Below are 13,054 nucleotides of genomic sequence, written 5' to 3'. Positions count from 1 at the left end.
ATTAATGAAAGATCGTCCGTGAACCGGCCAAAGTTCTATGTGGACGGTCTTTCATTTTCAACAAAATGTGAAAACATAGTTTTTTTATAAAAAGATCGTCTTGTCCATAGTTAACAAGACGATCTTTTGTTATGTACAAATCTATAATTATCTATCTAGTCATCATCGAATAGTTTCTCAAACTCTTTTTCTGAGGTTATTTCATGAACCTTAGTATTAGTATTTTTTGGTATTTCTTTTAATCTTAATGCAGCTATTTGCTTTGGTGTCAAAGAAAAACTAAATGGGATTCCTCCGGTAGCAATAATCTGTCTGTATAGCCCGTTAATTACGGTCGTTGGTGTTAAACCGACTTCTTCAATAATGTTTTCGGCATTTTCCTTCACATTAGAAGCAATACTTACTTGTACTTTTGATTCCATTATTAATTACCTCTTTAGTATTAAAACGCCAACTAGTATAAAATCCCCTTTAAGATTTAACACTTTGCAATTATTAAAGTGTCAATCCCAAAGAGGATTTATATAAATAGGCTTAGCCTTTCGTCTATTTTTAAATTCTAGGGATTACTTACTTAGTTCGTTGCTTCTTTTTATATGGAAGTCCTAAGAAAACAGCAAGGCTTAATAACAGACTACCTAAGAGTGCCTGGTTATTGTCTGGGCCCACACCAGTCTGAGGCAATGTCTTAGTATCCGTAGTCTTACTATTAACTATCTGATCTGGAAGTTTATTTCCCTGTTTTGGTTGATTATTCGTAGTTTCATTAGGTTTAGGTTGTTCTTGGTTATTCTGAGATGGCTTGTCGTCTTCAGGTGGAACTGGCAGTTCCTGATCCTTCTTTACATAGGTTACCGTAATCACACGGTCTTCTCGGACAGTTGGCTCATCGACAACCTCCTTATACGGTGCGTAGCCAGCAATCTCCGGCGACTTAACGGCGGCGTAGGAATCGGTCGTTGTCCAGTCGGTGCTGGAGATCGTCTTTCCAGTAACCTTGTCGATAGTTACTTCTCGGGTCCAACGCGAGTGCTGCAGGTTATCAGCCGGGTTATTCGGAGTTCCCACATAATGAATGGTCAAGGTGTGGTCTTCAACAACATTGGCTTGATCCGGAGTATAAGTAGGACTATCCGGGTCGTTCGGGTTGATCTTATCATCCGGTTCTACTGGATTGTCCGGCGTCACAGTGATGGTATCATGCTCTAGTCGAACAATGAAAATTTGGCTTGGACCATCAGTATCATCACTGGTGTCGAACTTGGTTTCCGTCGTTGGAATTTCGTTAGCAACCAGTTTGTACCCACGGTCAAGGTAGAACTTCAATTGCGCGTTAGCCTTGTCAAAGTCAATGGTCTCCCCCGTCTTCCCCTTCGACTCAAGGTCAGCAAGATTACGGTTCTCGGTATTATCAATAAACCGCACTAAGGCCGTAGCGGAGTTAGCAGTATAGGTAACAGTAACTTCCCGGTTTTCCCGAACAGTTGGCTCGTTGACGACTTCTTTATCCGGCGTGTAGCCAGCAATCTCCGGCGTCTTGACAGCGACATAGGAGTCCGTTGTTACCCAGTCAGTACTGGAGATGGTCTTCCCGGTAACCTTGTCGATGGTTACTTCCCTAGTCCAGTGGGAGTGTTGCTGGTTATCAGCTGGATTGTTTGGAGCCCCCACATAGTGGACGGTCAAGGAATGATCTTCGGTGACCTTAGCCTGGTCAGGCGTATAAGTAGGACTATCTGGGTCATTCGGGTTGATCTTATCGCCCGGATCTACTGGATTGTCCGGTGTCACAGTAACCGTGTCGTGCTCCAGCCGAACAATGAAGACTTGACTCGGGCCATCAGTATCATCACTGGTGTCGAACTTGGTTTCCGTCGTTGGAATTTCGTTAGCGACCAGTTTGTACCCACGGTCAAGGTAGAACTTTAATTGCGCGTTAGCCTTGTCAAAGTCAATGGTCTCCCCCGTCTTCCCCTTCGATTCGATATTCGAGAGGTTACGGTTTTCAGTTTCATCAATAAACCGTACTAGGGCTGTGGCGGAGTTAGCAGTATAGGTAACGGTAACTTCCTGGTCTTCCCGAACAGTTGGTTCATTGACGACTTCTTTATCCGGCGTATAGCCAGTAATCTCCGGCGACTTGACCGCGGCGTAGGAATCGGTCGTTGTCCAGTCGGTACTGGAGATTGTCTTCCCGGTAACCTTATCGATGGTTACTTCCCGGGTCCAGTGGGAGTGTTGTTGGTTATCAGCTGGATTGTTTGGGGCGCCGACATAGTGAACGGTCAAGGAATGATCTTCGGTGACCTTAGCCTGATCTGGCGTGTAAGTTGGGCTATCTGGGTCATTCGGGTTGATCTTGTCACCTGGATCTACTGGATTGTCCGGTGTCACGGTAACCGTGTCGTGTTCCAAATGGACAACAAAGACCTGACTTGGTCCATCGGTGTCATCTTTGGTGTCGAACTTGGTTTCCATCGTTGGGATTTCACTGGTAACTAACTTGTACCCACGGTCGAGGTAGAACTTCAACTGCGCATTAGCCTTGCCAAAGTCAATCGTTTTCTCAGTCTTCCCATTCAATTCGACATTGGTGAGGTTACGACTATCAGTATCATCAACAAACCTTACCAAGGCCGTAGCAGGGTTAGCGGTGTAGACAACCATAGTATCTTCACCTGGATCAGTTGGAATGAAGCCATCTGGGCCTACAGGTACACCATTAATTTTTGGTGTATATCCTTCGTATTGAGGAATAACAACCTTCCCGGCTTTAGTCGGGTCATTCGGGTCGTTAGGATATTGGGTTGGTGTGTTCCCCTTAAATGGATTATTATCCTCATCAACAGGGACAGTATTCCCTAACTTTTTATATACATACCTAATATCAATTGTCTGTGGAACGTAAATACTTCTCAAGTAGATATTGTTCACGCCTGAATATACGTCGATATCTCCAGGTTTAATAATCATCGGCCGGTTGACAGGAGTTCTGTTGCCTTGTCGGTCTTCACGATACATCTGAACAGACATATCACCGGCATTATTGATTTGCGTAAATTCAGCAATGTAGCCATCGTGCCAATTCTTTTCATACTTGCTGCCAATCTTACCATAAGGTGACATTGTTCCCTGAGCATTAGACGGCGCTTTAGCATAATAACCATTGATGAGCTTTGTCCCAGTAGTTGTATACTTTTGACCGTCTAAGCCTCGCTGGACAACCGATTCGATCTTTTCCGAGTTGTTATCAATGATGTCGTTACCGTCTTCGTCGTGATATGAGGTTACTTGAGTATTCAGCCGCGGCACAATAAAACTGATGGCATTGTATGGATGATCACTCTTGCCACCTGAAACCTCATATTTTAGTGTCCATCTTCTTGGTGATCCGGCTCTAACCAGTCCGGCGTATTCGTCGTTAAAGTATGTGACTCCCGTCTGTCGGGACGTGCGGCTTTGATTTTTATCCAAATCAAATGAATTGAGGACGGTGTTGCTCTGATCCAATTCAAAGACGTGAATTTGGCCATCCCCATTCCTATTAGTTGAAATTACGGTTTGGTAGCCATTACCTGTCTGGCCAACCCAGAGGAATGAATAATGTTCCGGATTTGGATCGCGATACATTTCACTGGGATATTCTGGATCCGTTACTGAAAAGCCAGGAACGGCCGTAGTGTCTGCATTTGCTTTCGCCAACTTCGTTTTATTCTCACTGATAGAGTCAGTTGAAATTTCACCATCCCCACCAGCGCGGTTACTTGTCTGAGCTAACTGCTTTGTCTCTACAGCTACATAGTTGTCTTCTGAATTCTCAGATGAATTATTATTGCTAGCTGATTTGTTGGAAGCAGTCTCCTGATTATTTGAATGATTGGTGCTTTCAGCCTTTGCCTCTTGGTTACCCGTTGTAGGTGAAGCTGATTCCTGCTCACTAACGGGTTGATCTAAACTGTTAGAAGTAGAATCTTGAATAATCGTTTGTCCTGACAATTCGTTACTTATGCTATCAGCATTAACACGAGTATTGCTATCTATTAGAAAGAATAGACTCGTCCCAATAAATACTGATACAACCCCGATTGATAATTTTCTGATTGCCCAACGTTGCTTTTCATTCGTTCCACTTTGAAGTAATAGTTCTCTATTCCGCTTAGCCATAAAATCTCCCTCCTGTGTAACAACCAATTTGATATATCAAAATTAAATTTTTCTTATTTTTACACGAAACTGCAGTTCTTAAATACATCTTATACTAACTGGTCATATAAATTAACACTATGAAAGAAAGACTTTTAAAGGCATAGTTTTGTAGTAAACTCATAGTAAAAAATCATATTTCTGGGTTTATTAAGTTAATTTTGAAAATTAAAATAATTACATATCGATAAATAAAGTATAATTTTTTATTAATATTTGGCGAAATTTAAAAGGCTTTCAGCACCCAATTAGAAGCCCTTAAATATAAAAAACTCGTCTTAATATGCGACGAGTTTCTTATCACGGAATAAAATATATGGATTTGGATATAATGATTATTACAGGAAGCGGAGGCCTTTTTAGGATGAGGTCACTCCCCTCCCACTCCCCTCTTTAATACCATGCGGGTAATGACTATCATAATTATTCTAATCGCTGGAAACCGTTATAGTGACGATTCCTTAAAATACGAGTATTACTGGTCATCTCTAGTATCGATCATGCTCAACAGGCGTGCCCCAAGCTCACGGTTACGGAAATGGTACTGGTTGCGCAGGGATTGGTGTTTGAGTAGTTCTCTCAGTAGCAGCGTCTGGTTGATGTTTTGGTCAATGGTGTCCAACAGGATGCTCAAGTCCTTAACCTTACGCCGCTGTTGCCGCATTTGGTGGAAAGCTGCTACGAAGGCATCACCGTCGATCTGCTGGTTATCAACCAGCTCAACTGTGTGTAGGTAGTCTTGGAGGATCAATTTGTCATAAATGTTCAACAGCTCGTCAACTGCCGGCCGCTGATTAAGGGCCTCGATAAGGTAGCACAGGGCTGCGAAGACCTTGCTGGCATCGTATTGATCCAGATCGACAGTTGGCGGATCAAAACGAAAGCCCTGGTCATTATGGATTCCCTCATGTTTAGCGGGGTCGAAGTGGTTGCTAAGCAGCTGTTTAACTTCCGTCAGTAGCGCGGCGTTTTGGTTGGCAGACTCCGCCTCCACGGGAGTTGCTGCCTCCTGATCAACATTGTTTAACGGCCATACGGAAGTACCAGTCCGTGCGTTAATGACCGTTAGCATTTCTGGACGCAGGCCTGGAAGCCTCCGAAGAAACTTGTCATTTTGGCAAAGGTTTCGGACGGTCGCTATTGCCTTGTTGAGTTCGTGTTGTTTCCAAAAACGGATTATCCCGTCTTGTGCCCCGATCATCGCCCCGTTAGTTCCGGTTTTACTGCTATAGTAATACAGGATCCCACCGACCCGGGCAGCGATAGCATAGTAACCCTTCGGTGGCACCGCTAGTTGAGTTGGTGGTTGTGGAGTTGTAGTTGACTGGGACGTCGCCGTCTCAGTATTCTTGAGTTGGGAGGTAAGTAGCGCTACCTCCTGCCCGTCGTCGGTATAGATGTAGAAACGGTCGTCACGCTTGTTGGCAAACCTGGTCGGGAACTTTTCCTTGAGCCCGGGAAAATCGGCACATAATTGTGCTAGCTGGGCCCAGAAGCGGTGCTGGTCATCCTTATGGGTAAAGCTATTGTTGATGGTCCAATAATTCTTATTGCCACTCTGAGGCAGGTAGACTAGTTGATAAGACATCGTGAAGGCCCTCTTTCCACTACATTATTTGCTTATCTACATTGTACAGTAAATTGTTTAAAAACAAAAAAGCCTTGCGATAAGCAAGACTTTAAGCAAACGGTCCGTACGAGACTCGAACTCGTGATCTCATCCGTGACAGGGATGCGTCCTAAACCAACTAGACCAACGGACCAAATATTGGGCTAGCTGGATTCGAACCAGCGCATGACGGTACCAAAAACCGTTGCCTTACCGCTTGGCTATAGCCCAATATTTAGTTATGCGGCTGGGCCGCAATGGAGGATACAGGGCTCGAACCTGTGACCCTCTGCTTGTAAGGCAGACGCTCTCCCAACTGAGCTAATCCTCCATGAATGATTGTCACACGACAACAAAAACTATATTATCAAGGATTGTCTCAAATGGCAAGGAAATTTGAGAGAAAACCTGAATTTTCTTCATGAGTCAGATAATTTAGTAGTTCTACGGGTGTCTATCAGGCCTTTCCCTCTGCTCAGTCTTCTTCTGCTCTTGTGCGTTCCGTTCTTGATCGCGAAGATAGAGCTTAAAGAAGGTATTGACCGGCAGGAGGGTGGCTCCATAGATCAAGCTCTGACGATGGTTCAAGTGATGTGCTTTGCGCATGTGACCTTTCATTCAAAAAGACGTCCTTTCTTAACTCACTAGTTTTTGACCCTGGCGATATGCATATGCAGTTTCTTGGTTAATATCTGCTTATTTTTGAGAAAGCCACCCAGCTCTACTCATGATTATAGCGCTATTTATGCGTCAAATAAAAAACCTGCCCCACCGAAGCGAGACAGGTTTTGGTTAATTAAATTTGGCTAATAATTAGGAAGATACTAGTTAGGCTTCTTCACCGGCTACCTTAACGATTGCCTTAGAAACACCCTTCAGCTTACCGCTGACGAAGTCTTCAACGTGGTCAAAGTCTAAGACGTGAGAAATCAGTGGCAGTGGGTCAACGGCACCAGATTGCAACAGGGCGATGGAGTCTTCAAAGGTGTAAGGATTGATGAAGGTCCCTTGAATCTTCAACTGCTTCTGGAAGACCTTGTAGGTGTTGACCTTGAAGGTGGAGTCAGGGTTACCAACACCGAACATCAGCACTTGGCCACCACGGGCAGCAGCTTCAACAGCTTGTTCCTGAGTTTGTGGCAAACCAACGGCTTCGACAACGATGTCGTAGTGGTCCTTTTGAACTTCTTCAGGATGTTCACGGTTGTTGATCGTCTTGAAGCCAAAGTGCTTCCGGTTGTTTTCCAACTTGGCTTCATTAGAACCAGCAAGTGTAACCTCGTGAACACCACGGGACTTCAGAATTTGGGCAATTAATTGACCTTCGAAGCCATCTCCAATGACAACAGCATTTTGGTATGGGTGAGTTTCGAGCAGGTCAACCCCGTGTTCAGCACAGGAGATTGGTTCGATTACGGCAGCCGCTTCCAGGGAAACGTTGTCTGGGATGTGGTAAACAACTTCTTCAGGAGCGGTAAAGTATTCTTCAAAACCACCATCACGGGTAACACCGACAGCATCGAGGTGTTCACACAGTTCTGGACGGGATGAACGGCAGTATTGGCACTTGTGGCAGTAAATGTTTGGGTCAACACTTACCCGGTCGCCCACCTTGAAGTTTTCAACTGCGGAACCAACTGCAGCAATCACACCAGAGTTTTCGTGACCTAAAACGATTGGTGGAACGGCGTCGGCAGAACCCGGCAGACCACCATAGAGGGCCTTATCAGTACCACAGATACCAGCCCAAGCGGTATGGATCAGCACTTCATTGGGCTTAACTTCAGGCTTATCGTAGTCTTGAACTTCAAGCTGCTTTAATCCAGTTAAAACTAATGCTTTCATTAGAAAATCCTCCTAATCAATCTTTAACAATCTCACAAAATTCGATGGTTTCATCGTTGGGACCGGTAATGTTGAAGAACTTGATCCCATGCTTCCAGAAGTCGAGGTGTTGAACCTCATCTTCCTTGACATCAAAGCCTTCTGCCTTAGCTGCCTTAAAGGCGTTATCAGCATCTTCAACGTTTAATGAAATATGGTTGATCGCACCGGTTTGGTGAACGGCACCATCACTGTCCCAAATTTCCAGCATCAAGTGCCCCGCCTTCATGAAGGTAACCTGGTGACCAGCATCGTCAGTGTCAAATTGACCCTGCTTCTTGAAACCAAGTTTTTCCCAGAAAGCAATCGTCTTGTTCATATCATCAGTTGGAATCCCAACGTGAGCCAGATCATCGAAATATCCAGCCAAGCTCTTGTTAAATGCCATTGAAAGCCATCTCCTTAAACAAGTTTGTGAAGTATTTCTCTTTCAACATCTTTAATAATACTTGTTTTTGCGCCATGTGTCAACCGGTTGACACAAAATATTTAAAAATTGTGGGGGTTTACACAACCCTCACAATTCTAGCCAAAATCAATCTTATCCAACATCTGCTCCCGACTCACTTGGTCTAGCCCCAGATATGCCAGGGTCATTGCCTCACTGGAGTGATTGAGCAAACGCATCACCAGACCGATGTTGTAATTACTCTGAACGTAGACCCGGTAGGCCCCGGTTTTGCGCATCGTATGCGTACCCAGGTAATTGATGTCTAGCAGGTCACCTACCCGATGCATGACATTGTAGAACTGGCGCTCATCGATATGCTTGTCTGGTCGGGTGGTCGATGGAAAGAGCCATTCCGTCCACCCCTCATAGTGATTGCGCTTCAGCCACTGCTGATAGATGGCCAGGTCGTTTGTCACTGGTCGCAGGTAGAGAGTATTGGGTTTGCCAGTTTTCTTGTCTTTGATAAAGGCGTGCTGGCGAATGGCACCGTAGTCATCGAAGACATCAGTCTGCTTGAGGCGGAGGACATCACTGACCCGTAGCAGGGTAGCCTTGCCGACTTGAAAGATTGTGTAGTTGCGCCGCCCTGCTTTGAAGTTATGCAGGAGGGTATCCTGAACCTCAGTCAGAATATTTGAATCCTTAATTGGTAATACAATTTGTCTCACGGTTATATTGCTTCCTTAGGTGTTATTTAATTTATGATAACACATTTAAAAGCGGTTAAGCTTGACCGTCGATGATTTGTTGTTAAAATGGTTACATTGAGTTTTAATGAGGTGACACTCCTGTCCAAGATTAGTAATATCAATCGAACAATTACCCTGCTGGCGGTCGGCCTGGTTCTTGGTAGCGGGTTAGCTGCCTACCATGACTTTCGCCATGATCAGCAGGTTCGGCTGGAATTTGCTGGTCACGACCGGCGACCAGCTAGTCAGGCCGGTGGGATCACGGCGTCCCAGTATCGTAAACTGGCCCAACTGGATTACCATTCAGGGAATAATCCCGTCATCCTAGTCAATCATGGCCAGTCAACCCTTAATCCTAAGGCTTGGCGGCGCGACCAGGTTATCTATCAGCAGCTTGACGGATCCCGGCGTACCGCTAGTAGTAATACTGCCTTCCTAAACAGCCGCAATCACGCAAACACCAGTCTGAGGACATCACAGGATATCCAACCCACCGGCTGGCACAACAATAGCGACGGAAACCTCGTCTATAATCGGGGCCACTTGATCGCATACTCCCTGACTGGCGGGATCGACCCGCGGACTGGTCAGTTTCACGCTGGCGCACTTGGCGATCAGGATAATCCTCGGAACCTGTTTACAGAGACAGACTTCACCAACGAAGTTCTACAGACTTATTATGAGGCTCAGGTGCGCCACGCTATTGAACGCGGCAAGCACGTGATCTACCAGGCCACGCCGATTTTCCGTGGAGATGAGATGATGGCCCGGGGAATCAATCTTCAGGCCCTTTCAACTGATGGAACATTGAATTTTAATGTCTACCTATTTAATGTTGAGCCAGGAGTAACACTGAATTATCAGACTGGGGCCAGCCAGGTCAACCAGCAGATGCGGGTATACGTTCCAATCAATATGAATGAGGACGACAGTGATGTCCAATCGGCTGGGAATGGTGACTTGCGGGTGGTCGGTCATTACCCCACTCCATTTGCAACAGAACCTCGTCATTACTATCGGGTTAATCAATGACGTCACGATAATTGCGTGACGTTTTTTAATGGGGTTTAGTTGACATAATATCTTAAACGACAATTAATGGCCGATCTATTGCTTTTTGGCGATTTTTAGGCTGTAAAAGCGGGCTAAAATATGAAATGTTATTATGCTATATATCAGATAAATAACATTTCATTAAAATTGTTTATCGTGATTTCCTATATTAGCGGCGTTTTACAAGTGTTATTTGTAAGAAATAACACCTGAAATGAGCGAGAAATCAGCCAAAAAAAGGGGCAAAATTATTATTTGCTCTGAGACACATTGAGACGATCAACTACCCATCTAAATAAATTTCAGATCGTCTGAGAGCAAATCCGCTATATTGCATTGTTAGTTGTTTTTGCTAATTGTGATATGTTATTACTAGAATGCTCTTTAATATTCCTGATAATTAAACTTTAAATCTTCTGTATTTAATTATTATCAATATAATCTTACTAACTAATTTGCCCAACTATGTTTAGTCATTAGCAAATCCTGGTTTACATAATATCTTGCGTGAAAAGCTACAGTACTGTTGAAAATATATAAGTGTAAAATAAAAAAACGGTAGCTGCTCTGCTATCGTCATCTTTGAATAAATCTATTTTCTTGCAAATTCGTTTATTTCTTTTAACATGCTTTCGGCTTCAGCAATAAGCATCGACCTTCTAACATTAGTATGGTATACTGAATATGCAAAAGGACAAGAGGTACCAGCTCTCGTCCCTTTGCGTTCCGGAAATTAAGTTTACCAGCTAGTCGCTACTTGCGATTAGCTTTTTTTATTATCGCGTAAGCTTTAGCGAAGTTAATCGCAGCTACCGACAATACCAAGATCGTCAGTGCGATAACAAGGCTCCCTCTCTTTCTGGGTGACATTTGTTTCCATTAGATCATCCCCCTTTCCGGATTCAGGGAATCACTTCCGGAACGCCGTGGCTTTAACAAGGTCGCGACTCCTCATCTCAACCACGCTTACACTATATCCTATTTGTATGCAGTAAAACAAGTTATATAATAGAAGAAATTATTTATTTTAAGTACTTTAAAAGTCGGTAAGTGTTAACTCCTTATGGATATAGCTGACAGCGGTTCTTTTCAAAAATATTCGCTTTGCTTACTGTCATTTATTTTGCCCTCGTTAATCACTATATATGGATTATATCAGGCAAAGCGCCCGACGTTTCTAATTTTTCGAAAGTTCTTTTAATCTCTCATCAATCAACCTGCGCAATTCTTCCGGCTCTTCCCGGGTAGCGTCGTTCGTCCCCCCCATGCCCGTGACTTCTTTTGGTTCCGGTAAGCTTATGTATACGGTTATACGCATTCACCCGGTTAATTTGCCGCTGCCGTGCCTCCTCTGGTGTAAATTTCTTCTTTGCCGGCAAAATATGGCTCCCTTTTATTTCCTAATGTGTGCAGACATCGTACTTTTTCTCTCTTAAAAATACGTGAAAGCCTACAAACGCTTATTTAACAACGATTGTAGGCTTTTCGTGTTCCTCTTGTATTCTTAAAAAATGCGCCCCCCGGGAATCGAACCCGGATCATGAGGACCGAAATCTCATGTGCTATCCTTTACACTAAGGGCGCCTTATCTGGTATTTATTATAGCGCATCCCTGATAAAATGGTAATAAAAACATCAAATCTAAAATAGTTTCTTCCTATTTATATGTAAAGAGGTATTAGCAAATGAAAAAATGGCGATTTGTTGCTGTCGATGTTGACGGTACCCTACTCGATGATAATGACCATTATGATATAGCTTGCTTTAATGCGGTGGTGCGTCAACTTGCCCAACAGGGAGTTGACCTGATTGTCGCAAGCGGCAATAGTCTCGATGCCCTTCAAACAATTTTTGCCGACAGTCCGCTGGTAAAGAACTTTGTTGCTGAGAATGGCGGTAGAATAATCAGCAATGGTTATGAACAATTTAGCAAACCACATGATCGTGCGATAATTGCCCAGCTACTCGCGTGGGAGCAAACACTTCAGCTACAGCCAGACCTGCTTTCACTATCGGGTGCTAACCAGACCTTTATCAGCGATCAGTTTAAAGATGTTGCGGTTCCCTACTATCCTCATCATTGTTACTTTATAAATCTGGCGGAAGTCAACGAGCCAATCTTCAACCTAAACCTTAACTGGTTTAAACGTCGACCGGCGATTGACTGGATTATGAGTCAGGTTCACCAGCTCAACCAACGGTTCCCCCAGGTCCATGCGACCTATAGCGGTGCTTATGGGATCGATGTTCTTCCTGCCGGAGTCGACAAGGCAATTGGTCTGACCCAACTAGTTAACCAGTTGGGTGGTAAGATGGACGAACTGGTAGCCTTTGGTGATACTAGCAACGACTTGGCAATGATCCAACGAGCAGGATGTGGCTACGCAATGAAAAACGCCACTGCTGACCTGCTAGCGGTGGCCGACCGCGTCACCCACAGCGATAATAATCATAATGGACTTTTGAAGGAAATTGCAGAGTTGTTTGATCTATCATTGCCTAAATAGTATCCGGATATCAAAAGCGGAAGAGTACCATTTTTGTGGAACTCTTCCGCTTTTCATCTTATTAATAAACTGAGCCATCGTAAAAGTTGAAACTTGGTTTGTTGAAATCATGACTAGCCAGGTCGGATAACTTGATGAAGTTATCCGCGATTCCCCAACTCATCAGGTTGATCGGTTTCCCGTAATCTTCATCCGGGATTACCACCATGATGTACTTGCCGAGGGCCCGGGCCATCCCCAGCTCAACGCCCATTCCAACATCTTCTTCCTCAGGAATATAAACTGCTAGAAGCATATCTGAGGTGGATACCCCGACCCGGTCACCGTTGTAGGTTGCGGTGGCCCATTCACGATCCTCTAATAATTCTGGGTGTTCATCAACCCGCAGTCCCTTGTATTGATGCTGAAGTGGGATGTATGAATTCTCAACATCGATGGTTGGATTTTCCTTGATTGCTTGCATTGCCTGTTGATAGGCCTTGTTTTGCTTGTCGGTAAACCAGCCAGCGCAGAAGTAAACGGTCTTGTTTTTCAAAATAATTCCCTCCATCAAAATTCTTACTATGGTACCCCTATCTTAGCAAAAGGTTATCCCGCTTCGCAATAAAATATTAACAGTTAATAATTATGGAAAAGCTTACATTTAGTAAGGCTGATA

General features: G+C 44.1%; 10 protein-coding genes and 4 tRNA genes. 2 read left to right on the top strand and 12 right to left on the bottom strand.

What is annotated here, in order from left to right:
* Positions 1-155 precede the first annotated feature (155 nt).
* The 10 genes from CK797_RS05170 to CK797_RS05130 form a co-directional block, all read right to left on the bottom strand.
* The gene (locus CK797_RS05170) at positions 156-422 is read right to left on the bottom strand and encodes a type II toxin-antitoxin system RelB/DinJ family antitoxin (RefSeq protein ID WP_104688694.1); all 267 of its coding nucleotides are present in this window, start codon (positions 420-422) and stop codon (positions 156-158) included.
* A 148-nt stretch (positions 423-570) separates the two neighbouring features.
* Positions 571-4,164: a mucin-binding protein gene (locus CK797_RS05165; RefSeq protein WP_104688693.1), complete on the bottom strand. Its 3,594-nt coding sequence runs from the start codon at positions 4,162-4,164 to the stop codon at positions 571-573.
* A 514-nt stretch (positions 4,165-4,678) separates the two neighbouring features.
* Positions 4,679-5,791, bottom strand: coding sequence for a hypothetical protein (locus tag CK797_RS05160; RefSeq protein WP_104688692.1), 1,113 nt, complete (start codon positions 5,789-5,791; stop codon positions 4,679-4,681).
* A 100-nt stretch (positions 5,792-5,891) separates the two neighbouring features.
* Positions 5,892-5,966 (bottom strand) — tRNA-Asp (locus CK797_RS05155).
* Positions 5,967-5,971: 5 nt separating this feature from the next.
* Positions 5,972-6,043, bottom strand: a tRNA-Gln gene (locus CK797_RS05150).
* A 27-nt stretch (positions 6,044-6,070) separates the two neighbouring features.
* A tRNA-Val gene (locus tag CK797_RS05145) sits at positions 6,071-6,143 on the bottom strand.
* Between the two features lie 113 nt (positions 6,144-6,256).
* A complete protein-coding gene (locus tag CK797_RS09090) occupies positions 6,257-6,418 on the bottom strand; it encodes a hypothetical protein (protein ID WP_181049536.1) in 162 nt (53 codons plus the stop codon).
* Between the two features lie 222 nt (positions 6,419-6,640).
* Complete coding sequence (locus CK797_RS05140) at positions 6,641-7,657, bottom strand: zinc-dependent alcohol dehydrogenase family protein (RefSeq protein WP_104688691.1); 1,017 nt, start codon at positions 7,655-7,657, stop codon at positions 6,641-6,643.
* A 16-nt stretch (positions 7,658-7,673) separates the two neighbouring features.
* Entirely contained in the window at positions 7,674-8,084 is a 411-nt protein-coding gene (locus CK797_RS05135; protein ID WP_104688690.1) for a VOC family protein, read from the bottom strand.
* Positions 8,085-8,221: 137 nt separating this feature from the next.
* Complete coding sequence (locus tag CK797_RS05130) at positions 8,222-8,815, bottom strand: site-specific integrase (RefSeq protein WP_104688689.1); 594 nt, start codon at positions 8,813-8,815, stop codon at positions 8,222-8,224.
* Positions 8,816-8,902: 87 nt separating this feature from the next.
* Here CK797_RS05130 and CK797_RS05125 point away from each other — a divergent pair, with 87 nt between their 5' ends.
* Positions 8,903-9,868, top strand: coding sequence for a DNA/RNA non-specific endonuclease (locus CK797_RS05125; RefSeq protein WP_104688688.1), 966 nt, complete (start codon positions 8,903-8,905; stop codon positions 9,866-9,868).
* Between the two features lie 1,533 nt (positions 9,869-11,401).
* Here the strand turns inward: CK797_RS05125 and CK797_RS05120 are convergent.
* Positions 11,402-11,473 (bottom strand) — tRNA-Arg (locus CK797_RS05120).
* 101 nt (positions 11,474-11,574) lie between these two features.
* Between CK797_RS05120 and CK797_RS05115 the strand changes: the two genes are divergently transcribed.
* Positions 11,575-12,396 carry an HAD-IIB family hydrolase gene (locus CK797_RS05115; RefSeq protein ID WP_104688687.1) on the top strand — a complete coding sequence of 274 codons (822 nt, stop codon included), beginning with the start codon at positions 11,575-11,577 and terminating at the stop codon, positions 12,394-12,396.
* Positions 12,397-12,457: 61 nt separating this feature from the next.
* On the opposite strand, the gene CK797_RS05110 is transcribed toward CK797_RS05115, so the two are convergent.
* Entirely contained in the window at positions 12,458-12,934 is a 477-nt protein-coding gene (locus tag CK797_RS05110; protein ID WP_104688833.1) for a nucleoside 2-deoxyribosyltransferase, read from the bottom strand.
* Positions 12,935-13,054: the final 120 nt, after the last annotated feature.

The sequence above is a fragment of the Limosilactobacillus pontis genome, assembly GCF_002940945.1.
Taxonomy (GTDB): Bacteria; Bacillota; Bacilli; order Lactobacillales; family Lactobacillaceae; genus Limosilactobacillus; species Limosilactobacillus pontis_A.
This window is presented reverse-complemented; position numbering and strand designations above follow the sequence as displayed.